Raw genomic sequence first — 25,874 nt, forward strand, 5'->3', positions numbered from 1 at the left:
ACAGTGGTGCAGTAAAACCAAAAAAGAAAAATTCAAATAATCGTTTTTGAATGGTCAGTAGAATTCTAAAGAAGTAAGATAGAGCAGAATCAATTGCTGGTCCAAATCATGAAAATTGTGGCTGATGAAAATCTTGCTTTTACCGATTATTTTTTTGCAGAATTTGGTGCAATCCAACATGTCCCAGGTCGCAATTTAAGTCATTCTGATGTTGTAGATGCTGATGCACTCTTGGTTCGTTCTGTAACTAAGGTTAATTCAACATTACTACAAAATACAGCACTTCGTTATGTGGGTAGCGCTACAATTGGTACCGATCATTTAGATATTCAAGCCTTAAATGCTGCGGGCATTGCTTGGTCGAATGCTGCGGGATGTAATGCACAAGCGGTGGCCGAATATGTAATTACCGCGCTTTTACATTTAAAACCTGAACTGATTTCTGCTCAGCAAAATTTTTGTTTGGGCATTGTGGGATTAGGGAATGTTGGTTCTCGCTTAGCAACAATGGTAAAGCTATTGGGTTGGCAAGTGATTGCTTATGATCCGTTTGTAAATCGGGATCATGTGACTCAGGTCGATTTTACTCAGTTATTACAACAAGCCGATGCAATTTCAATTCATGTGCCTTTGACCAGAACAGGTCAACATCCAACTTATCATTTATTTAATGCGACAACTTTGGCTGAAATGAAACCAAATGCCATATTAATTAATTCGGCACGTGGCCCTGTGATTGCAGAAGCTGATTTAATGCAAGATATTCGAAACACTAATCGTACAGTGGTATTGGATGTCTTTGAACACGAGCCAGAAATTTCATCTGAACTATTAGAGCTTTTGGTACTGGCGACACCACATATTGCAGGGTATAGCTTAGAAGGCAAGGCACGTGGTACTCAGATGATTTATGAGGCATTCTGCCAAGTCTTTGCTCAAGCTGCGACAAAACGGTTTGAAACTCAACTTCCAAGTTGTGAGCAATATTTTGCCCAAGCTGATTTTAAAACCGTGCTGACTCAACATTTAAACCAGATTTATGATATTGCTCAAGATGATGCCAATTTAAGAGCATGTGTAAAGCAAGGTAAAGTTGAACAACAAGCATTTGATACTTTAAGAAAAAACTATCCGCTTAGACGTGAGTGGGCAGCACATGGAGGCCCACAGGCATGAGTCAAGTTCATTATCAACCGACTTGTGATTTAGCGGCAATGCAAGCACGTGCCAAAATGTATGCACAAATTCGACAGTTTTTTGCTGAGCGTCAAGTTTTAGAAGTTGAAACTCCAATTTTATCGCAAGCTGGTGTAACCGATGTGCACTTGGCTTCGGTGCAGGCAAAGCGCCATGTACAAGGTAAACTTGCAACACATTATTTACAGACTTCGCCAGAATTTGCCATGAAACGTTTATTGGCAACGGGCAGTGGACCAATTTATCAAATTTGTAAGGTTTTCCGTGACGATGAGCATGGGCGTAAGCACAACAGCGAATTTAGTATGCTGGAGTGGTATCGTCCGCACTTTAGTTTAAAAGATTTAATGTTCGAAGTTACTGATCTATTAAATGTGACTTTGGCGCAGCGTTTTGGTGAAATCCGTCCGACTATTTTAAGTTATAAACATGCGTTTATGGATCGATTGGAGTTGAATCCTTTACAGGCTAGCTTGAAAGAACTGAAAGATTGTTGTCAGCGCGTCGGTTTAAATCTGGATTTGGGTGATGATCGACTTGGATATATTGATTTACTGTTTTCACATTTTGTAGAGCCTAGTTTAGGTTTTGACACGGCTGTATTTTTGACAGATTTCCCACCTGAGTTAGCCTCTCTGGCAAAAACCAAACATGATGAAGATGGTGAATTGGTTGCAGCACGTTTCGAACTGTATATCGAAGGTTTGGAATTGGCGAATGCTTATGATGAATTGATTGATGCAGATGTATTGCGGCAACGTTTTGAGGCAGATAATCAAGAGCGTAAGCAATTAGGCTTGCATGTGATGCCTATTGATGAATATCTATTAGCTGCTTTGCCAAATATGTCAGAATGTGCAGGGATTGCTTTAGGTTTAGATCGTCTGTTGATGGTGGCGACTGAAAAAATGCGCTTGGAACAGGTGATTACTTTCCCTGCGCAGATTTCATAATCATAAATTACTTCCAAGATACAAAGCCCCTGATTGATTGAGATCAGGGGCTTTTATTATTCTGACTTATTTGTCGCTGCATGTTGCGCTTTATAAGCTTCCAAAGCTTGAATACGACGTTGAATCAACATTTCACCAATTTCAGAACCTTGGACATTCTCAGGTAAATCTTGTGCTTTAATTGTGCGCACAATTTCCATCGCATCACGCATATAGGTGGCTTGAGGATACTCACGATCTTCTAGTCCAAGACGTCCGCGTGCATCACACTCACAGGCTTGTATGAAGGCTTCAACACGTTCTGGACGGCGTAGTACATCAAGACGCTGTAGAAGACGCCAGAGTGTTCCAGGTTTCAATGCAAATGCTTGATGGCACTTTAAGTGTTCTTTACAAACGGCCAAGGCCAATTGTTTGGTTTGAGTCGGTACTTTTAATCGATCACAGACTTGAGTTACGGGTGGAATTCCACGCTCTTCATGCATGATATGCCGAGGTAATTCATGCTCAGGGGTGAGGGCTTTACCCAAATCATGCACCAAAACAGCAAAACGTACATCGAGTGAATAATTCGCTTTACAGGCTTGATGAAGAGACATAAGTGTATGAACGCCACAGTCAATTTCGGGATGATATTCAGGACGTTGCGGAATGCCGAAGAGTGCATCAATTTCAGGAAATAAAACTTTTAAAGCCCCGCAAGCTTCTAAAACCTCGAAATAAACATCTGCATGAGGTTCCATGAGTGCACGTGAAGTTTCTTTCCAAACGCGTTCGGGGGTGAGTGCATTCAATTCACCTGATTCAGCGAGTTGACGCATTAAATCAAGCGTTTCTGTGGCAATACTAAACCCTAAAGGTTTATAACGTGCAGCAAAGCGAGCTACACGTAATACGCGAAGTGGATCTTCTACAAATGCATCGGAAACATGGCGGAGTATTTTATTGGCTAAATCTTGTTGACCTTGATAGGGATCATAGATTTTTCCTGCTTCATCCATCGCTATCGCATTAATGGTTAAGTCACGACGAATTAAATCATCTTCAAGGGTTACGCTAACATCGGTAAAGAACTCAAAACCATGATAACCCTGTCCTGACTTACGCTCAGTACGGGCTAAAGCATATTCTTCTTTTGATTCTGGGTGTAGAAAAACGGGAAAATCTTTGCCTACAGGCTGATAGCCAAGTGCCAGTAATTGCTCTGGAGTAGCACCAACAACAACATAATCTTTTTCGTGATAGGGGTGTCCGAGTAAGTGATCTCGTACTGCACCGCCTACTAAATAAACTTGCATGAAAAAACCTCTATTCTTCAAGCAATCATGCTACAGAATAGAGGTTTTCTCAAGTCAATAACTTGAGCTTTTCACTAAAGATTAAAGTGCTTCAGTTTCAGCTTGCTGAATTTCAGCCACAGTTAATGCTGTCATGTTTACTAAACGACGTGTTGTCGTCGTTGGGGTAAGGATATGAACAGGTTTCGCTGCACCTAATAAAATAGGACCAATAGTAACGTTATTACCAGAAGTTGATTTCAATAGGTTGAATGAAATGTTGGCAGCATCTAAGTTCGGCATAATTAACAAGTTCGCAGAACCTTTGAAACGTGAGTTCGGGAAGGCAAAATGACGAATGGTTTCGTCCATTGCCGCATCACCGTGCATTTCACCTTCAACTTCAAGTTCAGGTGCAATTTCACTCAAGATTTCAAATACTTTACGCATTTTTTGTGCACTTGGGTCATTTTGATCTGAACCAAAACTAGAATGCGAAAGTAGAGCAACACGTGGAGTAATACCAAAACGACGCACTTCTTCAGCTGCTAGAATGGTCATTTCAGCCAACTGTTCAGCTGTTGGATTCGTATTTACATAAGTATCCGCAATGAACAAGTTACGATCTTCAAGCATTAATGCATTTAAGGTAAAGAAGTTAGTACGACCTTCTTTCAAGCCAATCACATTTTTCACGAAGTCTAAATGAATGTCATAGCTTGAATATGTACCACACAGCATACCATCCGCTAGACCATGTCGAACCAACATACCCGCGATTAAGGTAGAACGACGACGTGCTTCACGATGTGCGTATTCAGGTGTTACCCCTTTACGTTGCATGATGTCGTAGTAGTCTTCAGCAAATTTTTCGTAGTTCGGGTTTTTCTCTTGGTCAACAATTTCAATGTTTACGCCATTTTCTAAGCGTAGACCTAATTTCTTAATGTTGGCTTCGATCACCGCAGTACGACCCACCAAAATTGGTTTCGCCATGCCTTCATCTACAGCAATTTGTACAGCACGTAATACACGTAGATCTTCACCTTCTGCATAAGCAATACGCTTAGGATCTGTTTTTGCTTGAGCGAAAATCGGTTTCATAATGAATGCAGAGTTATAAACAAACTCAGACAAACGTTGGCGATATGCCGAGAAATCTTCGATTGGACGTGTTGCAACACCAGAATCCATAGCTGCTTGCGCAACTGCTGGCGCAATTTCAAGGATTAGACGTTGATCAAGTGGGCGTGGAATTAAATAGTCACGACCAAAAGATGCAGATTTTTCACCATAAGTTGCAGCATCTGCTTCAATGTGTGCCATACGCGCAATTGCGTATACACAAGCAATTTTCATTTCTTCGTTAATGGTTGTTGCACCCACATCAAGTGCGCCACGGAAGATATATGGGAAGCAAAGTGCATTGTTTACTTGATTTGGATAGTCTGAACGACCTGTTGCCATGATCACGTCATCACGAACTTCATGTGCATGTTCAGGTAAAATTTCTGGATCTGGGTTAGCAAGGGCAAAAATAATAGGATCTTTTGCCATGACCTTAACCATTTCTTTGGTTAGGATACCTGCTGCTGAAAGACCAAGGAACATGTCTGCATCTGCAATCACGTCAGCTAGCTGTGTACCTTCAATGTCTTGTACATAGCGTTTTTTCGAGTCATCTAGACCTTCGCGCTTGGTTGTAAGTAGACCACGTGAGTCAGCAACGATAATGTTTTCTTTCTTTGCACCAATTGCGCAAAGTAAGTCTAAACATGAAAGAGCAGCAGCACCTGCACCAGAAGCAACGATTTTGATTTCTTCAATTTTTTTGCCATTTAACTGAAGTGCATTCAATAAAGCAGAACCTACAATAATTGAAGTACCGTGTTGGTCATCATGGAACACAGGAATATTCATGCGTTCGCGAAGTTTACGCTCAATGTAGAAGCATTCAGGCGCTTTAATGTCTTCGAGGTTAATCCCGCCAAAAGTTGGTTCTAATGCTGCAACAATATCAACGATTTTGTCTGGATCATTTTCAGCGATTTCGATGTCGAAGACATCAACACCAGCAAATTTTTTGAACAGGACGCCTTTACCTTCCATGACTGGTTTTGACGCCAATGGACCGATGTTACCTAGTCCAAGTACTGCGGTACCATTACTGACAACGGCAACAAGGTTACCACGTGCAGTATATAGGGCGGCAGTTGAAGGGTCGCGTTCAATCTCTAAACAAGGCGCAGCCACACCTGGGGAGTAAGCAAGTGCTAAGTCATGTTGGTTGACCAGCTGCTTGCTTGGTGTAACACTGATTTTACCTGGGGTTGGAAACTCGTGATAATACAAAGCTTGCTGTTTTAATGATTGATCGTCCATCTGAATCTCGTTTGTTACTGAGTGGTCCAGCGTATGCTGGTGGTTTTGCTGAATTTGCTCGAATATACCATTACTTGTCTTTTAAGCCCAGTCGAACACGCTTCTTTTTTACACAAACTTAGACCTCAAGCCTATTGACTTAGACTAAGAAGGGATAAGTTTATGTAATTGCAAGTATTCGGTGGCATTTTTTTCAGAGAGTGGTTTAGAAAAAAGATAACCTTGGGCAATGTCGCATTGTAGTTTTTCCAGATAGCAGAGCTGCTGTTCAGTCTCAATTCCTTCAGCGACGACTGTTAATCCCATTGCTTTACCCATGGCGACCATGGCACTAATAATGGCATCTTGTTTGCCATCTCCAATGTTGGCAATGAAGGCACGATCTATTTTTAGAATATCAATTGGGAAATCTGCGAGATAAGCCAGAGAGGAATAGCCTGTACCAAAATCGTCTAGGGCAATATTAATATGACGTTGCTTAATTTGGTCCAATAATATTTTGACAGTTTTTGAGTTTTCAATCAGGGAAGATTCAGTAATTTCAAGTTCTAAACTTTCACCAGAAATTTGATACGTTGCAATGGCTTCATCTAAATCGGAGAGAAGTTGTCCACGTTGTAATTGTTGAGCAACGACATTGACAGATACGCAAATATTTTTAAAACCAATCGAATTCCAATAGCTAATTTGCTTAGCTGTTTTACGAATGACAATTCTTCCAATATCTGAAATTAAGCTGGTTTTTTCAGCCATTGGAATAAAAAGTGCAGGGGGAATAATGCCTTTGGTTGGATGATTCCAGCGAACCAAAGCCTCAAAACCGTAAACATGTTGATCTTTAAAGTCGATTTTAGGTTGATAATAAACAACCAGCTCATCATTACGAATGGCTTGGCGTAAGTCGCGTTCTAAATAAATGCCTTGTTCAAGTAAAGCGGTGTTATCGCTCGAATAATATTTCATGGTGTGACCGCCTAAACGTTTCGCTTCAGTCAAGGCTTGTTCAGCACAATTATTTAAATAATCAAGTTGTCGACCATGTTCAGGATAGAATGAGATACCCATTGATACGGTAATAATATGTTCTTGTCCAAAAATCTCAAAAGGTTCGGCAAAAGCATCTTGAATACGCTGACAATGTTGTTGAATTGATGGGCGGATATGAGAAATCTCATACACAATGGCAAAATCATCACCATTTAAATGTGCTAAGAACAGTGCATCCGTGTTGGTCAAGCGCAGACGCTGAGCGACTTGTCTTAACAGTTCATCGCCACCATTATTGCTTAAATATTCATTGAGAGGGCGGAAGCGGTCAATATTGAGTCGAATCACAGCAAGCTGTTGAATGGAATCTTGATGAGATACTAAGTATTGATGTAGTTGATAATTATAATAAAAACGGTTTGGTAAGTCCGTTAATGTGTCGTAATTTTCTAAATAAGATAAGCGTTGTTCCTGAAGTTTACGTTCTGTCAGATCAGAAACAATCCCAATATAGTTTATGACACGATTATGCTCATCCTGTATGGCATTGATATGTAGCCAAAATGTCAGTTCTTTCCCTGTGCTAAATTTTTCAGTGAGCTCGCCATCATATTCCCCTGTACGGGCTAATTGCTCCAAAATTGCCTGATGATTTTGTTGCTGTGAGGATTTATGGTTTGATGTGATTGCAAAAAGATGCTGACCTAAAAATTGGTCTTTATCAAAGCCTGTGATCTTTTCATAAAAAGGGTTTACATTGACATAATTTAAATGTTTGTCGAGGATAAAAATACCTTCAGCTGCTTGCTCTAAGACACTGGCAGCCAGTTTTAAACGCTCTTGATCGGTACGTTCCTGATGAATATCACGCTGTATACCCACCATACGCAAAGGTTTCTTATTGGTTGGATCACGTTCAATCACACGTCCAATATCATGTACCCACGTCCATTCACCATTGGGTTGCTGTACACGATAGGTCGCTTCATAACGATCGGTCTCGGCACGAAGATGCTGTTTTAACGCTTTTTTAAAACACAACAAATCATCTGGATGAATGATGTTTTGTAGCTGAATACTGTGTTCTTTTGAATGCTTACGCTTTTTTTGCTGCTGGTAGTTACTGACTGATATGTGACGTTTTTTAATATTCCAGTCCCAAGGTTTTAAACCTGCGATTTCATGGGCAAGATCCAAGTTTTGTTGCTGATTTTCTAGATTACGGTTCATTTGTTCAATATCAAAAGTACGTTCTTGAATTTTTTGCTCTAAGTGCTGGTTATTTTGCTGTAGTTGTAATTCAATTTCTTTAGATTTGTTCATTTCATTTTGCAGTTGTTCGCATAATTCTTCAGTCCGAATCACTTGTTGCTCAGCATTTTTTATGAGTTGACCATTGTGCAAATATAAAGCAGATAAGCGTTTATGAATTCGTACAGTTGAATTGGCACACAATAAAATGACGATGAGAACGAAGTTCACGGTCAGATGAAATAATTGGTTAATTTGATCAGTAAGTATAAATTGAGATATAAAATAGGGAACAATAGATGGAATGAAAATTAAGCAAAAATAATCAAGCCGTTGGGTTAAGAAGGTAAGTGCTAATGCTTGAGTCACGATTAACAGTAAGGCCGATAATGTTAAAGCGTGGACAGGTTCAAAACTTGGATTGACCTGAGGTAAATAGTAATAAATAAGACTGATTCCAGTGGCAATCAGAATACCTGTTCCTAGGCAGAGAAATTGCACCCAGTGATGTGCTTGGGAGATGGTGTATTGTTCAAATTTAAATCGAGTTGTGGTCAGTATCCAAAAACTGCCAACGAAGAGCTCTGTGAGCAAGAACCAAACATTAAAATAGAGAGAAAAGTGTGAAAAATTAAATTGGTAAACACAATAAACATATAAAAAAATAATGAGAATACTCACCAAAAATAATTGGATATGCCTTATGGAATTATGAATTTGCGCAGCTTGTAACTGCGATCTAAGATTCGCATCTAAAAAATCGAGCATAACATTCATAACCTTATTTTTGTTTTGTTCTAGATACTGTATAGGTTATACGTTCCATTTATTTACTTAGTCTTTTAATAAAATCACAAGGCATTGAATCACTTTTAGATTAATCAGGTTATGCATAAATATCAATCTTATCTATCCGTATTTTCGTCTTTTTAGAAAAACTATGGTCTAACACTGTAATTTAGGATGGCTAATGCAACAACAGGGGCAGTTTCGGTACGTAATACTCGCTCGCCGATGCACCAGTTAACAAAACCAACTTCATTTGCAGTTTGAATTTCGGTTTCACTTAAACCACCTTCGGGCCCAATGAGCAGTGCAATATTTGCCTTTGCGTTGCTCAAAGGACTTGTTTCATCCTTATTAGGTGCGAGCACAAGTTTAGTCTCTGGCAGTTCAGACGCAAGCCATTTCTCTAAACTGAGTGGTGCAAGAATTTTTGGCACAATGTTCATGCCACATTGTTCACAGGCTGCAATCGCAATGCCTTGCCAATGATCTAACTTCTTTTGATCACGGTCATATTTCAAGCGCATTTCACAGCGTTCAGAAGTCAACAGTTGAATTTCGGATACACCCAGTTCAACAGCTTTTTGAATGGCATAATCCATTCGATCTCCCTTGCTCATCACTTGACCAAGTAAGGTACGAATAGCAGGAGTACGATCGGATGGGTTAAATGTTGATACTTGAACTGTGGCTGACTTTTTGGATACTTCAGTAAGTTCTACGTTATATTCCCCCCCTTGTCCATTAAACAAGGTGGCTTGGTCTCCCACTTGCGCGCGTAGTACTTTACACCAATGATGAAAAACAGTTTCGGTCAGTTCAATCTGTGTATCAACCGCTAATTCAGCTTCAATATAAAAACGTGGCATAAAGTACAACTCGTCAAGTTAGGGTTAAGCTAAACCAAGGTCAGTGACAAGCTGACGAGTTGGATCAGTAGTATTCATCGTGTAAAAGTGCAAGCTTGGAGCACCACCAGCAATCAGGCGTTCACAAAGTTTGACCACAACTTCATGGCCGAAAGCTTTAATGCTTACCGTATCATCACCATAAGTTGCTAGTTGCTTGCGAATCCAGCGTGGAATCTCAGCGCCCGTTCCATCTGCAAAGCGAATCAAGTTGCTTGCATTGGTAATTGGCATAATGCCAGGTGCAATTGGAATATTTACACCTTCTTTTTGAATACGATCTACAAAGTAAAAGTAGGCATCTGGATTAAAGAAGAATTGGGTTAAACCAGCGTTAGCACCTGCATTGGCTTTATCGCAAAAACGTTGAATATCTAAATCAAAGCTTTCTGCTTGTGGATGCATTTCAGGATATGCAGCAACTTCAATGTGAAAGTGATCATTTGAATGTTCACGAATAAAGCGAACCAAATCTGTTGCATAAGGTAATTCACCTAAACCGACCTGACCAGAAGGCAAATCCCCACGTAAAGCGACGATGCGGTCAATACCTTGGGCTTTATAGATGTCGAGTAATTCAGCGATACGAGCTTTGTCATCACCAATACAAGATAAGTGTGGTGCAACTGGTGTGCCTTTACCATTAAATTCAGCAATGGCAGCTAAGGTACGTTCACGAGTTGAGCCACCAGCACCATAAGTAATTGAGAAGAACTCAGGGTTTAGGAGTTGTAATTCTTGGTGTACGACTTTGAGCTTCTCTGCGCCCGCATCCGTTTTGGTCGGAAAAAACTCAAAAGAAATAGGAATGTGTTTCGACATGTTCAAATCCTTTTTTATAAATGCTTGTATTAATTTTTACCCTCAGCCTGAAACCTCTCCTAGAGGGAGAGAGGAACCTTGCGGTATTTAATTCAGGGAAAAATCCTCTCCTGTCAGGAGAGGATTTAGCAGAGATGAAAAATTAGTATTTATAAGCGTCCGATTTGAATGGACCTTCAACCGCTACACCTAAGTAGTCTGCTTGTTCTTGAGTCAATTGAGTCAAGACACCACCAAAACCAGCAACCATTGCTGCAGCAACTTCTTCATCTAATTTCTTAGGTAGAAGCTCTACACGAATCGCAGCTTGCTTTTGATCTTCAGGAAGATCAGCAAATTTTTCAGCGAATAAGTGCATTTGCCCCAAGACTTGGTTGGCAAATGAACCATCCATAACACGTGAAGGGTGACCTGTCGCGTTACCAAGGTTAACCAAACGACCTTCTGAAAGAAGAATGAGGTAATCGCTGTCATTTTCAGAGCGGTAAACTTGGTGAACTTGTGGCTTAACTTCAACCCACTTGTAACCACGTAAATATGCTGTGTCGATCTCAGTATCGAAGTGACCGATATTACATACAACAGCGCCCGCTTTTAATGTATCTAACATTGCAGCGTCACAAACGTGGTAGTTACCCGTTGTCGTTACTATGAGGTCAGTATTTTGAAGAAGGTCAAGATTGATATCTTCTTTTTTACCTGTTTGCACGCCGTTTTTGTAAGGAGCAACAACTTCGTAACCGTCCATACATGCTTGCATTGCACAGATTGGGTCAACTTCAGTTACACGTACAATCATGCCTTCTTGACGAAGAGATTGTGCAGAACCTTTACCTACGTCACCATAACCAATCACAAGCGCACGACGACCAGAAAGGAGCATGTCAGTTGCACGTTTAATGGCATCATTTAATGAATGGCGGCAACCATATTTGTTGTCGTTTTTAGATTTAGTTACTGAGTCGTTAACGTTAATTGCAGGAACTTTAAGTGAACCGTCTTTCCACATTTCAAGCAGACGTTGAACACCTGTCGTGGTTTCTTCAGTAATACCGTGAATTTTAGCTAAAACATTTGGATACTTGTCATGTACAAGTGCAGTTAAGTCACCGCCATCATCCAAAATCATGTTGGCATCCCAAGGTTTGCCATTCACATTGATTTGTTGTTCTAAGCACCATACATATTCTTCTTCTGTTTCACCTTTCCAAGCAAATACAGGTACACCAGAAGCAGCGATTGCAGCAGCAGCGTGGTCTTGAGTAGAGAAGATGTTACAAGAAGTCCAACGAACTTCTGCGCCCAATTCAACCAATGTTTCAATAAGAACAGCAGTTTGAATGGTCATGTGGATACAACCAAGGATTTTTGCGCCAGCAAGTGGTTTTGCAGCAGCATAACGCTTACGTAGCCCCATCAATGCTGGCATTTCTGCTTCAGCAAGTTTGATTTCTTTACGGCCGTAGTCAGCTAGAGTGATGTCAGCAACTTTGTAATCTGTAAATGAAGCATTAACCGCGTTCATTACGATCTCCTTAATTAAAAATAAAAATTGATCATTATGTTCGCGGATGCCGTTGTTGATTAGCACGAATGTCTAACCGAATCGTCGAGCCTAGCGATTTCACATTACTGTTTTTGAAAATCAGCCTGTGAAAAAGTCGCAGCATCCCTCGACTGCGGAGTATTGTACCCACATTTTGGTTTTGTTCCAATGAAGATTGTATAAAAACGTATCAACTGTATTCAGCAGAATTGTGATGTCTTAAACTTATCTACTGATAAATATAAATATGTGAAATGAATGGATGAATGAAAAGTTGGATACTGTAAAAGAAAATGTAGTACAGATATTTGGGGGAATCGCAGTAGTTTTTGGGCTTTATTTGATGTTTTTCTACGGAGAAAATCTACGCATAGTGGTTTATGCCGTCGTATTTCATTTTGCTATTTATTTGTTAATCCTTAGAAAATATATATCAAAACATCGGATTCTATTTCAATTTTTATTTGTTATGTATTTTTTCAGATGATTTGGGGTGCTTCTCCTAAATTACAATTAAAAGAATTTGAATGGACGCATCCTCATTGACAGCATGTCAGTCAAGTTCAACTCATCGATTCACAATCAAATGTTTATCGGCGTTCGAGAAGTGTGAGTTATGCCTATATGAATGTAATTTATCAATATGAATATCAAGGTAAACATTATTTAGCAGAACAAAGTGATTTAGTCCGTCAATATGCAATGTTGTTGACAGATGAACCACCGGGACTGCGTCAACTCACTGAATCTAAGTTGAAAAATCAATTTTTAAATGGTCAGGCGATGGTGTTAGTTAACCCAGCTCAACCACAAAAATCTATGTATTTTTATTCACAGCAATGGTTTGACCTACGTGGTTCGTGGTTGGCAAAAATTTTATGGGGCTTGCAGCTTATTAGTATCTTTGCCTTATTGGCGGCTTTAGGCTTAATGATAAAGAAAGCCATCAATCCATCTCATACAATTCAAACGTGGTCTAAACCTAAACGCTATGTATTTATTGCTGTATTCTTTATTGTAGGGTGGACAATATTGTTTGCAGGTTGGATTTTATTCATGTATCTCAAAAATGCACCATGACGATAAAGAAAACTATGTAAAAATGAACTATAAAGCGACTATGTTTTAATAAATCTTAATTTTATCGATCAATTTATATATCATCCGCCTCATATTATCTTGAGAGTGAACGTATGGCTTTAGAGATTCCTGATTCTTTGCTGAATCTAGAAGCGAATTGTGGTGTATTTGCCGTTTGGATGTTGTTACAGCATCATGGTACACATGTCGATATGAATGAGCTGATTAAGTTATGCCGACATGATCGTCAAGATGGTACATTTACCATTGCATTAGCGGTTGCTTTAAAGAAGATTGGATTTCACGTTTCTTTCCATACCGATCCCGACCCGAATATTGACCGAACCGAACGACAAAGTTATGCCGAAGCGAAAGCTTTACGTATCCCAATTGAGCCTGCGCTGAGCTATACCCAGATCCAGTCCCAGATTGAGCAGGGTAAAATGGTGATTGTCTACTATGACACATTAGATGAAGTGGGCAACCAGTCCTTGGTCTATTCAATCGATGATCAGGAAATTTGTTTCTTTGATAATTTTGAACCAATGCCTGCCTTAGTATTTGAACAGCAACGAAAAGCAGAAGGGATTTGCCGACAAGCGATTGTGATTGATGATCGTGAGGTGAAACTTCAATCGACTACGCTGAACTAAATGATTCGAACTTTGACTTTATCTATTTCGTTAAACTCTAGAATGGATAAAGTCATGCTGTTGAGTAGAGTTTAATATCAAGGGTGAAGTGTAATATTGATCTGATTATCAATTATTGGCTTATGTATAAAGTATTGAAGAACTAAAAATAGAAGAAGGATGAATAAGATGAAATGGGGTTATGGTTTAGGGCTCTTGTGTCTGTGTGGTTGGGTCAATGCCAATGATAGTACAGGTTTTGTGGCGACAGGTGGTGTGCAATATCTGAAAAATCCTAAAATCTCCATGCAAAGTGAAGATTTATTTGTGAGTAAAAAGCAGATTCGCGTGGATTATCAATTTAAGAATCTGACTGATCAAGATATTCAAGAAACGGTCTTATTTCCTTTACCTCGTGTGGGAAGTTCACGTGAAAGCGATTTTGCGAATACTGAACATTTGCTGCAAAGTTTTAAAATACAAGCCAATGGTAAAAGCATTCAACCACAGCAGCATGTACGGGCTTTTTTACCAACGCTGACCAAGCAAGGTGAAGTGAATTGGGAAGCTGATCCTATTGATGTGACCAGTGCTTTAAAGAAATGTGGTTTTACTGAACACGATTTGATGTATCCGTGGAATATGCAGCAAGACGTTGATTACAGTGGTCGGATGTTTGCCTGTAAAGAACCTCAAGTGCAGCAATTGTTAAAACCTTATCAAGCAGGTGATGAAATCTATTGGGAAGCGCAGGTTATTTATAGTTGGCAGCAAAATTTTAAAGCCAACAGTACTACGCGTATTCAGCATCAATATGCACCATTGGTAGGTGGTTCAGTATCACTTTATCCAGAAGAAGATGAAAAAACCTACTGTATGGATCAGCACTTTAAAGCGGGACTTGCCAAAGCTAAGGCACAGCACGCGCCCTATCAAGCATTAAGTTATATTTTAACAACAGGGGCAAACTGGGCAAAACCGATAGCAGATTTTAAACTGACTGTAGAGCGAGATGCAGGGGAGTTGGTGTCATTTTGTTGGGACGGAGAAGTCAAAAAAATTAGCCCAACACGTTTTGAAATGAGGAAAAAGAATTTTCTACCAAAGCGAGATTTAGACCTTATTTTTGTTCATGTTCGTTCGTAAATAGAGGATATTAAAACAGAAACCCGTTTCAAAAAGAGTTTCTGTTTTTATTACTCAAGCTTAGCTAGCTTGTTGCGCTTTATTGTCCCATTCATCTGCTTTGGCTTCGTCAATTTCAACGCCTAAACCATGAGCATAAATACAAGCTAAGTCGCGCATGGCTTGTACTTCACCCAGCTCTGCGGCTTGTTGTACCAAGGCTACAGATTTTACAACATCTTTTTCGACCACATCGCCACGACGGTAGAAACCTGCCAGTTCTAAAATAGAAGCCGCATGTTTGACGCTACTAGCCTGCTTAAGCCAATGGTAGGCTTGTTCAAAATAATATTTGGCTTCTTCTGGATCTTCATCTAGCAGTTCTTTTGCATAAACGGTATAGCCTTCACCGAGCCAGTACATGGCTTCGACATGACCATTTGCAGCCGCTTTCAGCGCCCATTCTTCGGCAAGCTCAATGTGCTGTTCATCTTCACTTTCCATGTATAAAGTGGCAACCTCGAACTGTGCTGCTGCATTACCAGCAATTGCACGATTAATCAGTTCTGCTGAAATAGAAGGAAGTTGAGACATAGAAATTCCAAAGGCAGTCAATTAAAAAAGCCAATCCGAAGATTGGCTCAGTGATTATAGCCTAAAAGCTTTGACGGAGTGCAGCATTAAAACCATAGTATCGTTGCACTCATGAGACTAAGCATACAAAGTGCAAGTGTAAAGGCTTTGATTTTCTGCTCAAAATAACTCAAAGATACACCGACACATAAAGCAGCAAAACTGAGGACACCTACCCAGAAACTGAGCATATTGCTGAGTTTTCCTGACAGGATACATATCACTAGACTAAAGGTGAGTAGTAGCCATCCTATGATTGTGGCGTAGCGCGTTTGTATGGCGTTGAGTTCATTGCCAAAAATCTGTTTTTGATGTTTCGACATCGAACTGGCTAAGGCAATAAAGGCTAAGCTAGATAATGACCAAATCAATAAAAAGAACATCATGATGTTAGCTCCTGTGGCCGAGGAGCTGTTTTGGTTTTTTTGGCAGTTAATCCTTTATGATTTTTGACTTTAAGATAAGCCATGCCAAAGATGAATGCCAAAGCCCATGCCATGAGGTCGAAACTGGCAATCATCCATTGTCCTTCTGCAATACTGAGCCATAACGCATGACCACCTGTCAGTGCATTTAAAATAGGCAGCAAAGCAAACATGATGGTCGCGAACCCGAGTAATTCCAACCAAGCCTGACGATGGGTACGGAAAATGGCATAAATAAGGCAGCATAACCACGTAATCAAGAAAATATTAATTTCCCAATCTAAACGTGTTTCGAGTTGCACTGGTAATAATCGGTTTGCATAAAAATAACCTGCACAAGCCAAAGGTAAACCAATAATTACCGTAATATTGGTGACTTCAACTAAGCGATAACCAAAAGATTTATAACCTTGTTTTTGTTGTTGTGGCGCACGTTTGACACACCATAAAATAAGTCCTGTTGCGACCATTAAAGTGCCCAGAATCCCAGAACAGAACAATAACCAACGTAGTGTTAAATCTAGGCCACGTGCTTCATGTAAAACAGTCACGACATTATAAATGCCCATTGGAACTGAGGCCCGATAAGGTGAATTTTGCTCTGTCGTGTTGATACCAGTCATTCCATTAAAGGTAAACGTGGGCATAATATTTCGTGCAATGACACTTTCTGCATACAGTGCTTTAATTTCGACACTCGCCGCCGTGGTATTTGGAGCAATGATTTGAATTGAACCAATGGGATTGTTTTGCCACTGAGATGCTGCATAGTTCAACATTGGAGTCAGATCAGCCATTGGTGCCGCTTGAGGTTCTGCTTCTCTTTTATGACGTCCATGCTCACCACGCTCTTGTTCCCCCCGTCCAGAACCACGTAATTCTGATGGCGGCTTTGATGGTTGAGCATTACTTTGTGGACGTAAATCCTTGAGAAATTCTTGACGATCTGAATAGATCTGATTAATTCCCCAAGGCATAAACATGAACATCAGGAGTAATAAACCACTGAAGGTGATCATGATATGAAAGGGCAGTGCAAAGACCGCGGTTGCATTATGCGCATCTAACCAAGAACGTTGTCCCTTGCCTGAACGGAACGTAAAAAAGTCTTTGAAGATTTTTTTGTGAGTAATGATGCCACTTACAATTGCAACCAGCATGAGCATGGTGGCTAATCCTACTAACCAACGAGTCCAAAGTCGTGGTAATCCGTACAGTTCAAAATGGAAACGATAGAGAAAACTGCCGCCACGTGTATCTCGTGCCTGTAAAACTTCTCCAGTTTGGCTGTCTAAACTAATACGTTCACCACCACGTCGAGCATGCGGATCTTCGCCTTGTTTACGCACCATAATTTCAGTGGTGGTTTGACGAGAGTTTGGCAGAGAAATCATCCAACTTCCTGCATTAGGATGATTCTTTTGCAGATAATTTAATGCAATTTGAGTTTGTTGGATTTGGGTATTATTGGCGACGGATTGATGCAGTTCTGGTTTCATCCATACGGTAATTTCGTTCTGGAAAAAACTGAGCGTGCCCGTTACAAAAATGGCATATAGCAGCCAACCTAAAATCAGACTTGCCCACGTGTGTAACCACGACATGGACTGACGAGGGCCTTCAACTTTGTCATCTGGACGCATATCAAGCCCCTAAAAATTGCGAAGTTAACCAAAGAACGAGGCATGGAATAAAAATGCCAAGGCTGGCTTTGATCGTTTTATGCACCATAAATACCCAAATAAATGCAGCGCAATGAATGCAAAAAGCCAATAGGGTTGCGGCGATTACAGCAGTCGCTCGAGAGTCGATAAATGCTTTCGCAATAACAATTGCGGTCAGGGCTGAAAGTAGATAGCCACCGAAAATGGCTAAAACAAAACGATAAAACACCATGCAACGATATTTGAGCAAGGTCGAGTCTGTCTGCGATTTGGGTTTAATTTTGAGTGTGGGGGCTGCTATCAGCTGGTCTGGCGCACTTGAATTATTCATGAGAGAGCATCTGAAGATAGGAGTTGGTTAAATATTAATGCAAATGATAACAATTATTATTTAATAAATAAATGTACTTTATTGAAATTGTGGATGAAACATTAAAATACTTATTTTTACTGAAGTTTGATTCTCAGGTATGCAATGTCATTTTTAATTTGATGTTAGAAATCATATGGTTTGTGAAGTAAGAACGGTCACTTGTGTTTTAAGAAGTAATCATTCCACAATATACACACTCATAAATTTGAAAAAAGGGAACTCATGCTGAAATTAATTTACTACGTTCCAGAGAGTCACCTAGAGTCGACTAAACAAGCCATTTTTTCAGCAGGTGCGGGGGGAATTGGAAATTATGAACATTGTGCATGGCAAGTTCTGGGTATGGGGCAGTTTAAGCCTGTACAGGGGGCAAATCCATTTATTGGTGAGTTGAATCGTTTAGAGCAAGTGCCTGAATGGCGAGTAGAAACGATTGTGCCAGAAGCTCATGCCAAAGCAGTGGCTCACGCGCTTAAAACCAGTCATCCTTATGAAGAACCAGCTTTTGAGTTTATTCAAATCTTGGATATTTAGCCCAAATAGCTTTTACAAACTGAAAATTAGATACACGGAAATTTCATCTGCAATTGTTTGAGACAGGACGAATTATGAAAAAAATGGTTCTGCGATGCATTGAAATGCAAACGGTATTAGCCGAGTTTTGCAGATCTTGCGCTGCTATAGTCGCACCTCAGGTTTTGCCTACTTTTCCCAAAAGAAAAGTAGGCCGAACCGAAGGTTATTCTATTAACTAGAATCTTATTGAAAAGATTCCATCTAGAAAAATCGTTAAACCTTCTGAATAAATAACTCACGATCAAAACGGTATTGTGGGAAAAACACGCCGTCTTTCGCACGTTCGCCTGCTGCAATGACCATGACAGGATATTGCTGGTCATTTAGTTTTAAGATTTTTCGAACCATTGGCTCATCAAAACCTTCCATCATGCAGCTATCAAACCCATAGGCACGCAAAGCCAAAACCAGATTTTCACACGCCAACGCTGTGGTTTTACTTGCCCATAATTTAGCATCGGCAGAGTTAAAAGCAGTAACAGGCAATTGCTTATCAAATGTTCGAACCAATTTGAATGCGACTTTTTTGACGTTGCCTAACGCATTGAAATAGCCTGTTTTGTAGTTATAGGGAATGACGCGATAATATTTTTGTACCGCGGGTGGCGTTTCGGGGAACGGAAATTCACTGATGTTGCGTTTTGCCATATCATCCAAACGGTCCGTACGTGCAATACAGACAATCAGTTCAGCCGCGGTTTTTGCTGCCAATTGGTTTAGGCAGGCTTTTATCAATTGCTTTTTCTTGCTCGGGCTTTGTACGACATAAAAAGTCCACGGTTGTAAATTGGATGAGTTGGGCGCGAGCAGCGCTAAATCTAAACAGGCATCCAAAACGTCGCTAGGAATTGTGCGATCAGTAAATTTACGTACTGAACGGCGGCTTTCAATGACCTTACGGAAATTAGCAACATCAATATCTTGCGGGGCAGGCTCGTAGTAACGAGATTTACCTGATTCATCTGTAATGAAGTTAGGTTGGTTGGTATTTGTCATGAGATTTATAAATTTTAAATGTTGTGGCTTTAGGATATATCGGGTGTAGTGACCCTGTTGTTGTATTTCAGTGAGCTAAAACAAAAGGGGCAAAATGCCCCTTTTGATACTCAATTAGTTAAATTGAGAAAAATCAGGTCTACGCTTTTGCATAAATGCAGCAACGGCTTCAGCCATTTCTGGTGAAGATACCCGTTTCATGAAAATCTCGGCTTCATGGTCAATACAGTCCACAATGCTGTCTAGATTATGTTTCATGAGTGCCTTGGTTTGACGTAAAGATGCCAAAGGTAGTGCAGCTAAAATTTGCGCTTGCTTGAGTGCAGCTGCATAAACATCTTCTTCAATGCTGTTGACTAGACCCGCAGCAACGGCTTTTTCGCTGTTAAATTTTTGGGCAGTAAATAATAATTCAGCCGCTTTGTGGTAGCCCGCTTGTTGAATCAGTAATTGGCTGGCTGCACCTTCAGGTGAAAGTCCAAGACTCACAAATGGAATTTGGAATAAAGCAGTTTGGTCGCTATACACAAGATCAGCATGAAGCAAAATAGTCACGCCAATACCAATCGCTACACCACGCACCGCAGCAATTAATGGTTTAGAGAAACGTGCTGCTGCTTTTAACACCACAAATGGCGGTGCATCGCCAGCTTTACCTTGTAATGGGGATTGAATGAATTGCATAAAGTCTTGCATGTCATTTCCCGCAGTGAAATCGGCATCTTCACCTCGTAAAATCACCACGCGTACATCTTTAGATTGATCCGCTTCATCAAGGGCTTGAGCAATCCATAAATACAATTCACCATACAATGCATTTTTTGCTTTTGGACGGTTAATGGCTAAAGTCAAAATACCGTTGTCTAAATTTGCATTTAAATGTTCATGTGGTTGTTGAATACAACTGAGTGTCATCGTACTATCCTTGCTTTAAAATTTAGTTAAGTTAAATTTTATGAGCCATTATGTCGTATCTTAAACAATAACGCTGCTACTGATGAGTTCATAAAAAAGTTCATTCTCTATGAAACATACATTTGATTATCTGGTATTTATTGGTCGTTTTCAGCCCTTTCACCTGGCACATATGCGAACCATTCAAATTGCATTGGAGTTGAGCGACCATGTTATTTTGGCATTGGGTTCGGCGCAGATGGAACGGAATATTAAAAACCCATTTACCGCTCAAGAACGTGAACAGATGATTTTGTCGAACTTCTCTGCGGAAGATGCAGCGCGAATTCATTTTGTACATGTTGTTGATGTTTATAATGATAAAAAATGGGTGAATTTGGTCAAAAGCTTAGTGGCAACTGTGGTAAAACCTGAACATAAAGTGGGGTTGATTGGGCATTTTAAAGATGAATCTTCTTATTATTTAGAACTTTTTCCAGAATGGGAAATGGTTGAAATTGATAGTTTAGAAGGTGCGATGTCTGCAACACCGATGCGCGAAGCTTTTTATCGTGGTGAAATTTGGGAAGAGACTTTCCCGCAAGGCACGATTGCATTTTTACAAAACTTTATGCAAAGCGTGATCTATCAACAATTACAACACAAATACCAGACCCAAGACAAAACTAATCTTGAGTAAACTATATTTTCATCACCTCGTATGAGGGAATGGATATGATATGTCACGTTGAACCTTATGGAACTTCATTTCTATTTTGGTTTTCTAGGTGCGGTTATGTACTTGCCATACTTATGTCTATGCAATCTGTTCGGGCAAGTTCGTGGCATTTAACCCCCCATTCTGAAGTTGGTTTTCATATAGATACATTTGGCATGACTTTTGTGAAAGGTCAGTTTGAAAAAGTCCAATCCAGCCTACAGTTTAATCCACAACAACCTGAACAAGCCACAGCCGAGGTGATACTTGATATCATCAGTATCGACTTAAATAAACCCTCATTCAAACAGATGGTTTTGGGCCCAGACCTATTTTATGTAGAAAAATATAAAACAGCGACATTTACCAGCACTCAATTTAAAGCACTTGGAGATCATCGTTATCAGATTCTCGGCAATTTGACCTTAAGAGACGTGACCCGTCCAATTTCGTTTAATGCCAAATTAGTTCCAAATTCGAATAATTCAGATCTGTTAGATGTCGAAGCGTATACCCTAATCCGCCGCAGCGATTTTGGCATGAAAAAAGCTTTCGGTGGTGTTGGTGAAAAAGTAAAGATTCAGGTGATTGGGCAATGGAAAAAAAGCGACTGAATTAATTCAGAAGCTCCTGAGCTTTTTGGGTCAAGAGCTGTGTCAGTTGCTCAAGTTGAGCCGATTGTTGTTTCCAATGATGCCAATAGAGCGCTAAGTCGATGCTTAAATCTTCTGAAACTTCGATGAGTTTGCCCGACTGTAAATATGGATTTGCTTGATAGTCTGGAAGCCAGCTATACCCTAAACCCATTACAGTTGCATCTACGAATGCAGTCGAACAGGGAATAAAAAAATGGGGGTATTGGGTTGGGTTAAGTCCAAATTTTTGCTGGATAAAGCCTGTATGCATGAAATCTTTTTCGTTGTAAATCAGGGCAGGAGCAAGACGTAAAGTCTCTCGATTTACCCCTTGTTTAAACCATTGTTGTTTAAATTGTGGTGTTGCAACAAAGCGATAATGCATTTTACCTAAATAGGCTGCGATACATCCTTTCATTGGCTTAGGTTCAGTGGTTAAGCACGCATTCACTAGCCCTGCTTCAAGTAAGTGATGTGTATGTGACTGATCATCAACTTGAAATTGCAGCACAATTTTGTTTTCAATTAAGTTTTGCTTGAGCAAGGGTAATAACCAAGTGGCAAGGGAGTCAGCATTGGTAGCAATATTGATTTGATAAAATGCAGATTCTGCGGATTTACCCGTCAAATTTTGCATTAAATTTTGTTCAAGTAATCTACTGTGCTGCAAATAGTGCAATAAAGATAGGCCTGCCTGAGTGGCACGGCAAGGACGCTCACGTACAATCAACAAATGCCCCAAAGATTTTTCTAAACTCTGTACGCGCATGGTGACTGCCGAAGCCGTAATGCATAAGCGTTCGGCGGCCAAATCAAAACTGCCTGTTTCAGCGACAGCTAAAAATGCATCACATTGTTTACTATTTAGCATGGAAGGGCTCAGTTTTATTCATGAATAAGCTAAGGCTATAATCTAAGATAAATTGAGTTAAATTGATATTTTTTTAGTTTTATTTAGTTAAATAAAAAATGATTGATAATGCGATGGAGCAAAAATAGAGTTGAAAAAGTCATGTTACAAACGTATTTACAGGGCATCGCGATTGGTTTTAGTCTGATTGTAGCGATTGGAGCGCAAAATGCTTTTGTTTTAAAACAGGGCTTAAAACAACAATCTGTATTTTGGGTCTGCTTTGTTTGTGCGCTGTCCGATTCAATTTTAATTTTATTAGGAATCACAGGTTTTTCTGTGGTGCTTCAGCATTACCCGTCTGTACTCGGAATGGCAAAGTGGGCAGGTGCATTATTTTTATTTTGGTATGGCTTTCAACATTTGTTAGCAGCTTTTAAATCGAATCAGGGGTTGCATGCAGCGCAGCAAAATGAAACTAATTTAGGTCAGATCTTGTTGGTATGTTTAGCATTAACTTGGCTAAACCCACATGTTTATTTGGATACAGTGGTACTGATTGGTTCAATCTCAACCCAATTTGAGCAGAGTAAACTCTATTTTGCACTGGGCACTATGACTGCATCATGGTTATTCTTTTTCAGTTTAGGATATGGGGCACGACTATTAACACCAGTTTTTGAAAATCCTAAAGCATGGAGAGTTTTGGATGGTTTAATTGCTTTGATTATGTGGGGTATCGCACTGTCTTTAATTTTAAATACTTAATGATAAAAGCCGCTGAGTTGAGTAATCATTACAGCGGCTCTATTGATTAAGCTTGTAAAGCTTTTAAATCAGCAAGAACTTGTTCTGCATGTCCCGCAGCTTTGACTTTACGATATTCTTTTACGAGTTTGCCTTGATGGAAAATGAACGTAGAGCGTTCAATGCCCATGACTTGTTTGCCATACATATTCTTTTCTTTAATTACATCGAAGTGTTTGCACAGAACTTCTTCTTTATCACTGATTAAATTAATGGTTAACGCCTGTTTTTCGGTAAAGTTTTGATGGGCTTTAACCGAATCACGTGAAACACCAATGATCGTAGTTTTCAGTGCATCAAACTGGTCTTTTAAACATGAAAAACCAACGGCCTGTGTGGTACAACCTGGTGTTGAATCTTTCGGGTAGAAATAAACAATTAACCATTCACTAGGTACTTCAGTTAAGTTGATTTCGCCTGTAGTGGTAGGGAAAGTTTGATTTGGAAGTTGAATTGTCTCTGTCATGGTTCATCCTTCAATCTGGTGTTGTTCTAGTTCAAGGGGTAAAAAGGCGTAATTTTCGTGATAGAGAATATCACCTTTCATAATGTTGAGTGCATGTTTAAAAATTGGGCCATTAATCACTGTCGTGTGAAACTCACCCGCTTCTCCGCAAGGGTCAATCCCTCTGGCTACAAGCTCTTGTATATAGTCCAGTGTCAGAATTTGTCCCAGATCTTCAATTTTCATGCCTAAGTTCAGATTGACTGTCACAATAATGCTTTGAAACCCTAGTGAAATAAATTCCTGCACAATGTCTAAACGTGGACGTTGCCAAAGTGGCATACATAAACTGAGCTGACTTTTATCGCAAACAGATTGGTTCCATTCTGCATGTGCCATTAAGTCAATATCGCCTGTAACCAACGTTTCTGCGCCTAAGATTTGGGCTTTTTGTAGCAGTTGAATAAAATGACTTTCATAATCTTGCCAAGTGGCGGAAGCCGTAAAAATAGGTAATCCAATGGCATTGGCCTGTGCATGAATAATGTCGAGTGACATCCCATGTGAGCGTGACTTTAAGCCTTGTTCTTCAAGCATCACTATTAGTGCAACGGCTTCACCCATTTGCATGGCTTGATAGAGGGCGAGGCTGCTGTCTTTACCTCCACTATAGGACGCAACAAATTTTTGACCTTGAGCGTTTGTATTCCATTCATTGCACATAGTTTCAAGTTCTATCAATTTTGTGACATAGAAAAAGCCTGCATAAAGCAGGCTTCATTCATATTGAGCGAATTATTTTTTCGCTTGCGCGTTTTTCACTGCCGCTTCAGTTAATGACTTTAATTTTGTCGTTAACTGAGGGCCAAAGCAGGCTTGTAAATCTTTATTCTGCTTTTGAACAAAAGCCAAGGTGCTTGGACTTTTCTTTTGGTTAATTGCGCTTTGAATTTCCCATTTTTGAGCATTGGTCAATTTACCATCTGCCTCGACTGCACAAGTACAGTATTTGCTTACTTCAGCGCTAGATAATTTATTACCTTTAGCTGTTTCTTCTTTACAAACATTAATTAACGCAGCTTTTACATTGGTGCTTTTATAGGCTTCTTGTAATTTGTTTGACTCAGCAGCATGTGAAGCTGTTGCGAACAATGCAGCTGCAGAAACCAATGTAGAAAGAATAATGTTTGATTTTAAATTTTTCATAAACTGTACCCTGTAATTACGGTATGTAACGTGTTGGGTCTGCTACGCCTGCATCTTCAAAGCCTTGTTTGCGTAAGCGGCAGCTGTCGCATTTACCACAAGCACGTCCTTGGTCATCTGCTTGGTAGCAAGACACCGTTTGACTATAGTCTACGCCATGTTCTATACCTAAGCGAATGATATTTGCTTTGGATAAATGTAACAGAGGTGTTTCAAATTTAAGAGGTTTTCCTTCAACACCCACCTTGGTTGCCAAGCGTGCCATGTTGGCAAAAGCTTCAATATATTCTGGTCGACAGTCAGGATAACCTGAATAATCAACAGCATTGATACCAATCACAATGGCTTCTGCACCAAAAACTTCTGCTGCTGCTAAAGCATAAGATAAGAAAATGGTGTTACGTGCTGGAACATAAGTTACAGGAATACCCTCTTGGAGTTGTTCTGGTACATCAATGCTATGGTCTGTTAAAGCAGAACCACCTAAGTTACCTAAATCAATATTAATAATACGATGTTCAACACCAACACGTTGTGTTAGGGCTTTTGCAGCATCTAACTCTGTGGTAGAGCGTTGACCATACATAAAACTAATAGCCATACATTCATAACGTGCTTGCGCCCAAGCTAAACAAGTAGTTGAGTCTAAGCCGCCTGATAACAAGACTATGGCACGAGGGCGCATATGCAAATCTCCAAAATATTT

At 39.9% G+C, this 25,874-nt stretch carries 26 protein-coding genes; 9 read left to right on the top strand and 17 right to left on the bottom strand.

Annotated features, from left to right (window positions below; all coding sequences use genetic code 11):
- The first annotated feature begins 108 nt into the window (after positions 1 to 108).
- The gene (locus F4W09_RS01225; protein ID WP_151503754.1) at positions 109 to 1,176 is read left to right on the top strand and encodes a 4-phosphoerythronate dehydrogenase; all 1,068 of its coding nucleotides are present in this window, start codon (positions 109 to 111) and stop codon (positions 1,174 to 1,176) included.
- Positions 1,173 to 2,150 carry an EF-P lysine aminoacylase EpmA gene (gene epmA, locus F4W09_RS01230; RefSeq protein ID WP_151503755.1) on the top strand — a complete coding sequence of 326 codons (978 nt, stop codon included), beginning with the start codon at positions 1,173 to 1,175 and terminating at the stop codon, positions 2,148 to 2,150. Before F4W09_RS01225 ends, epmA begins: the two co-directional genes overlap by 4 nt.
- Before the next feature lie 56 nt (positions 2,151 to 2,206).
- Here the strand turns inward: epmA and F4W09_RS01235 are convergent, their stop codons facing one another.
- The 6 genes from F4W09_RS01235 to ahcY form a co-directional block, all read right to left on the bottom strand.
- Positions 2,207 to 3,448: a multifunctional CCA addition/repair protein gene (locus tag F4W09_RS01235; protein ID WP_151503756.1), complete on the bottom strand. Its 1,242-nt coding sequence runs from the start codon at positions 3,446 to 3,448 to the stop codon at positions 2,207 to 2,209.
- 81 nt (positions 3,449 to 3,529) lie between these two features.
- A complete protein-coding gene (locus F4W09_RS01240) occupies positions 3,530 to 5,809 on the bottom strand; it encodes an NADP-dependent malic enzyme (protein ID WP_016166883.1) in 2,280 nt (759 codons plus the stop codon).
- Between the two features lie 144 nt (positions 5,810 to 5,953).
- A complete protein-coding gene (locus F4W09_RS01245) occupies positions 5,954 to 8,815 on the bottom strand; it encodes a sensor domain-containing protein (protein WP_151503757.1) in 2,862 nt (953 codons plus the stop codon).
- A gap of 170 nt (positions 8,816 to 8,985) precedes the next feature.
- Positions 8,986 to 9,702 carry a 16S rRNA (uracil(1498)-N(3))-methyltransferase gene (locus F4W09_RS01250; RefSeq protein ID WP_151503758.1) on the bottom strand — a complete coding sequence of 239 codons (717 nt, stop codon included), beginning with the start codon at positions 9,700 to 9,702 and terminating at the stop codon, positions 8,986 to 8,988.
- Between the two features lie 24 nt (positions 9,703 to 9,726).
- Positions 9,727 to 10,563, bottom strand: a complete 837-nt coding sequence (gene metF / locus F4W09_RS01255) for a methylenetetrahydrofolate reductase [NAD(P)H] (protein ID WP_151503759.1) — start codon at positions 10,561 to 10,563, stop codon at positions 9,727 to 9,729.
- 142 nt (positions 10,564 to 10,705) lie between these two features.
- Positions 10,706 to 12,088 carry an adenosylhomocysteinase gene (ahcY, locus tag F4W09_RS01260; RefSeq protein ID WP_016166879.1) on the bottom strand — a complete coding sequence of 461 codons (1,383 nt, stop codon included), beginning with the start codon at positions 12,086 to 12,088 and terminating at the stop codon, positions 10,706 to 10,708.
- A 645-nt stretch (positions 12,089 to 12,733) separates the two neighbouring features.
- On the opposite strand from ahcY, the gene F4W09_RS01265 reads away from it, so the two are divergent.
- The 3 genes from F4W09_RS01265 to F4W09_RS01275 all read left to right on the top strand — a co-directional run bounded on the left by F4W09_RS01265 (position 12,734) and on the right by F4W09_RS01275 (position 14,967).
- Positions 12,734 to 13,189: a hypothetical protein gene (locus F4W09_RS01265; protein WP_151503760.1), complete on the top strand. Its 456-nt coding sequence runs from the start codon at positions 12,734 to 12,736 to the stop codon at positions 13,187 to 13,189.
- Between the two features lie 113 nt (positions 13,190 to 13,302).
- Positions 13,303 to 13,842, top strand: coding sequence for a cysteine peptidase family C39 domain-containing protein (locus F4W09_RS01270; RefSeq protein WP_044739946.1), 540 nt, complete (start codon positions 13,303 to 13,305; stop codon positions 13,840 to 13,842).
- A gap of 168 nt (positions 13,843 to 14,010) precedes the next feature.
- Positions 14,011 to 14,967 carry a DUF4424 family protein gene (locus F4W09_RS01275; RefSeq protein ID WP_151503761.1) on the top strand — a complete coding sequence of 319 codons (957 nt, stop codon included), beginning with the start codon at positions 14,011 to 14,013 and terminating at the stop codon, positions 14,965 to 14,967.
- A 60-nt stretch (positions 14,968 to 15,027) separates the two neighbouring features.
- Here the strand turns inward: F4W09_RS01275 and F4W09_RS01280 are convergent, their stop codons facing one another.
- From F4W09_RS01280 to F4W09_RS01295, 4 genes are all read right to left on the bottom strand, one after another.
- Positions 15,028 to 15,540 carry a tetratricopeptide repeat protein gene (locus tag F4W09_RS01280; RefSeq protein ID WP_151503762.1) on the bottom strand — a complete coding sequence of 171 codons (513 nt, stop codon included), beginning with the start codon at positions 15,538 to 15,540 and terminating at the stop codon, positions 15,028 to 15,030.
- 86 nt (positions 15,541 to 15,626) lie between these two features.
- Positions 15,627 to 15,965, bottom strand: coding sequence for a DUF3325 domain-containing protein (locus tag F4W09_RS01285; protein ID WP_151503763.1), 339 nt, complete (start codon positions 15,963 to 15,965; stop codon positions 15,627 to 15,629).
- A complete protein-coding gene (locus F4W09_RS01290) occupies positions 15,962 to 17,647 on the bottom strand; it encodes a PepSY-associated TM helix domain-containing protein (RefSeq protein ID WP_151503764.1) in 1,686 nt (561 codons plus the stop codon). Before F4W09_RS01290 ends, F4W09_RS01285 begins: the two co-directional genes overlap by 4 nt.
- Position 17,648: 1 nt before the next feature.
- The gene (locus tag F4W09_RS01295) at positions 17,649 to 17,999 is read right to left on the bottom strand and encodes a hypothetical protein (RefSeq protein ID WP_151503765.1); all 351 of its coding nucleotides are present in this window, start codon (positions 17,997 to 17,999) and stop codon (positions 17,649 to 17,651) included.
- Positions 18,000 to 18,263: 264 nt separating this feature from the next.
- Here F4W09_RS01295 and F4W09_RS01300 point away from each other — a divergent pair, with 264 nt between their 5' ends.
- On the top strand, positions 18,264 to 18,575 hold the full coding sequence (locus tag F4W09_RS01300; RefSeq protein ID WP_151503766.1) for a YqfO family protein: 312 nt from the start codon (positions 18,264 to 18,266) through the stop codon (positions 18,573 to 18,575).
- A 255-nt stretch (positions 18,576 to 18,830) separates the two neighbouring features.
- On the opposite strand, the gene F4W09_RS01305 is transcribed toward F4W09_RS01300, so the two are convergent.
- On the bottom strand, positions 18,831 to 19,613 hold the full coding sequence (locus F4W09_RS01305) for a nitroreductase family protein (protein ID WP_104441723.1): 783 nt from the start codon (positions 19,611 to 19,613) through the stop codon (positions 18,831 to 18,833).
- Between the two features lie 114 nt (positions 19,614 to 19,727).
- Positions 19,728 to 20,528: an enoyl-CoA hydratase gene (locus F4W09_RS01310; RefSeq protein WP_151503767.1), complete on the bottom strand. Its 801-nt coding sequence runs from the start codon at positions 20,526 to 20,528 to the stop codon at positions 19,728 to 19,730.
- 109 nt (positions 20,529 to 20,637) lie between these two features.
- On the opposite strand from F4W09_RS01310, the gene F4W09_RS01315 reads away from it, so the two are divergent.
- A complete protein-coding gene (locus F4W09_RS01315; RefSeq protein WP_151503768.1) occupies positions 20,638 to 21,207 on the top strand; it encodes a nicotinate-nicotinamide nucleotide adenylyltransferase in 570 nt (189 codons plus the stop codon).
- A 113-nt stretch (positions 21,208 to 21,320) separates the two neighbouring features.
- Positions 21,321 to 21,839, top strand: coding sequence for a YceI family protein (locus tag F4W09_RS01320; protein ID WP_244948525.1), 519 nt, complete (start codon positions 21,321 to 21,323; stop codon positions 21,837 to 21,839).
- A gap of 1 nt (position 21,840) precedes the next feature.
- On the opposite strand, the gene F4W09_RS01325 is transcribed toward F4W09_RS01320, so the two are convergent.
- Positions 21,841 to 22,731, bottom strand: a complete 891-nt coding sequence (locus F4W09_RS01325; protein ID WP_151503770.1) for a LysR family transcriptional regulator ArgP — start codon at positions 22,729 to 22,731, stop codon at positions 21,841 to 21,843.
- Between the two features lie 141 nt (positions 22,732 to 22,872).
- Between F4W09_RS01325 and F4W09_RS01330 the strand changes: the two genes are divergently transcribed.
- A complete protein-coding gene (locus F4W09_RS01330; RefSeq protein WP_151503771.1) occupies positions 22,873 to 23,478 on the top strand; it encodes a LysE/ArgO family amino acid transporter in 606 nt (201 codons plus the stop codon).
- A gap of 46 nt (positions 23,479 to 23,524) precedes the next feature.
- Here the strand turns inward: F4W09_RS01330 and F4W09_RS01335 are convergent, their stop codons facing one another.
- From F4W09_RS01335 to queC, 4 genes are all read right to left on the bottom strand, one after another.
- Positions 23,525 to 23,983 (bottom strand): peroxiredoxin, encoded by a 459-nt coding sequence (locus F4W09_RS01335; protein ID WP_104441729.1) that lies wholly within the window; start codon positions 23,981 to 23,983, stop codon positions 23,525 to 23,527.
- Positions 23,984 to 23,986: 3 nt separating this feature from the next.
- Positions 23,987 to 24,685, bottom strand: a complete 699-nt coding sequence (locus tag F4W09_RS01340) for a Dph6-related ATP pyrophosphatase (RefSeq protein WP_151503772.1) — start codon at positions 24,683 to 24,685, stop codon at positions 23,987 to 23,989.
- A gap of 72 nt (positions 24,686 to 24,757) precedes the next feature.
- Complete coding sequence (locus tag F4W09_RS01345; protein WP_016166861.1) at positions 24,758 to 25,168, bottom strand: hypothetical protein; 411 nt, start codon at positions 25,166 to 25,168, stop codon at positions 24,758 to 24,760.
- Between the two features lie 16 nt (positions 25,169 to 25,184).
- Positions 25,185 to 25,853 carry a 7-cyano-7-deazaguanine synthase QueC gene (gene queC / locus F4W09_RS01350; protein ID WP_044739960.1) on the bottom strand — a complete coding sequence of 223 codons (669 nt, stop codon included), beginning with the start codon at positions 25,851 to 25,853 and terminating at the stop codon, positions 25,185 to 25,187.
- Positions 25,854 to 25,874 lie beyond the last annotated feature (21 nt).

The organism is Acinetobacter tandoii (assembly GCF_008867985.1).
Classification (GTDB): domain Bacteria; phylum Pseudomonadota; class Gammaproteobacteria; order Pseudomonadales; family Moraxellaceae; genus Acinetobacter; species Acinetobacter tandoii.

Excerpts from the sequence above, each read along its gene's own strand:
- F4W09_RS01225 (WP_151503754.1), top strand. The coding sequence starts at position 109 with ATGAAAATTGTGGCTGATGAAAATCTTGCTTTTACCGATTATTTTTTT.
- epmA (WP_151503755.1), top strand. The coding sequence starts at position 1,173 with ATGAGTCAAGTTCATTATCAACCGACTTGTGATTTAGCGGCAATGCAA.
- F4W09_RS01235 (WP_151503756.1), bottom strand. The coding sequence starts at position 3,448 with ATGCAAGTTTATTTAGTAGGCGGTGCAGTACGAGATCACTTACTCGGA.
- F4W09_RS01240 (WP_016166883.1), bottom strand. The coding sequence starts at position 5,809 with ATGGACGATCAATCATTAAAACAGCAAGCTTTGTATTATCACGAGTTT.
- F4W09_RS01245 (WP_151503757.1), bottom strand. The coding sequence starts at position 8,815 with ATGCTCGATTTTTTAGATGCGAATCTTAGATCGCAGTTACAAGCTGCG.
- F4W09_RS01250 (WP_151503758.1), bottom strand. The coding sequence starts at position 9,702 with ATGCCACGTTTTTATATTGAAGCTGAATTAGCGGTTGATACACAGATT.
- metF (WP_151503759.1), bottom strand. The coding sequence starts at position 10,563 with ATGTCGAAACACATTCCTATTTCTTTTGAGTTTTTTCCGACCAAAACG.
- ahcY (WP_016166879.1), bottom strand. The coding sequence starts at position 12,088 with ATGAACGCGGTTAATGCTTCATTTACAGATTACAAAGTTGCTGACATC.
- F4W09_RS01265 (WP_151503760.1), top strand. The coding sequence starts at position 12,734 with ATGAATGTAATTTATCAATATGAATATCAAGGTAAACATTATTTAGCA.
- F4W09_RS01270 (WP_044739946.1), top strand. The coding sequence starts at position 13,303 with ATGGCTTTAGAGATTCCTGATTCTTTGCTGAATCTAGAAGCGAATTGT.
- F4W09_RS01275 (WP_151503761.1), top strand. The coding sequence starts at position 14,011 with ATGAAATGGGGTTATGGTTTAGGGCTCTTGTGTCTGTGTGGTTGGGTC.
- F4W09_RS01280 (WP_151503762.1), bottom strand. The coding sequence starts at position 15,540 with ATGTCTCAACTTCCTTCTATTTCAGCAGAACTGATTAATCGTGCAATT.
- F4W09_RS01285 (WP_151503763.1), bottom strand. The coding sequence starts at position 15,965 with ATGATGTTCTTTTTATTGATTTGGTCATTATCTAGCTTAGCCTTTATT.
- F4W09_RS01290 (WP_151503764.1), bottom strand. The coding sequence starts at position 17,647 with ATGCGTCCAGATGACAAAGTTGAAGGCCCTCGTCAGTCCATGTCGTGG.
- F4W09_RS01295 (WP_151503765.1), bottom strand. The coding sequence starts at position 17,999 with ATGAATAATTCAAGTGCGCCAGACCAGCTGATAGCAGCCCCCACACTC.
- F4W09_RS01300 (WP_151503766.1), top strand. The coding sequence starts at position 18,264 with ATGCTGAAATTAATTTACTACGTTCCAGAGAGTCACCTAGAGTCGACT.
- F4W09_RS01305 (WP_104441723.1), bottom strand. The coding sequence starts at position 19,613 with ATGACAAATACCAACCAACCTAACTTCATTACAGATGAATCAGGTAAA.
- F4W09_RS01310 (WP_151503767.1), bottom strand. The coding sequence starts at position 20,528 with ATGACACTCAGTTGTATTCAACAACCACATGAACATTTAAATGCAAAT.
- F4W09_RS01315 (WP_151503768.1), top strand. The coding sequence starts at position 20,638 with ATGAAACATACATTTGATTATCTGGTATTTATTGGTCGTTTTCAGCCC.
- F4W09_RS01320 (WP_244948525.1), top strand. The coding sequence starts at position 21,321 with ATGTCTATGCAATCTGTTCGGGCAAGTTCGTGGCATTTAACCCCCCAT.
- F4W09_RS01325 (WP_151503770.1), bottom strand. The coding sequence starts at position 22,731 with ATGCTAAATAGTAAACAATGTGATGCATTTTTAGCTGTCGCTGAAACA.
- F4W09_RS01330 (WP_151503771.1), top strand. The coding sequence starts at position 22,873 with ATGTTACAAACGTATTTACAGGGCATCGCGATTGGTTTTAGTCTGATT.
- F4W09_RS01335 (WP_104441729.1), bottom strand. The coding sequence starts at position 23,983 with ATGACAGAGACAATTCAACTTCCAAATCAAACTTTCCCTACCACTACA.
- F4W09_RS01340 (WP_151503772.1), bottom strand. The coding sequence starts at position 24,685 with ATGTGCAATGAATGGAATACAAACGCTCAAGGTCAAAAATTTGTTGCG.
- F4W09_RS01345 (WP_016166861.1), bottom strand. The coding sequence starts at position 25,168 with ATGAAAAATTTAAAATCAAACATTATTCTTTCTACATTGGTTTCTGCA.
- queC (WP_044739960.1), bottom strand. The coding sequence starts at position 25,853 with ATGCGCCCTCGTGCCATAGTCTTGTTATCAGGCGGCTTAGACTCAACT.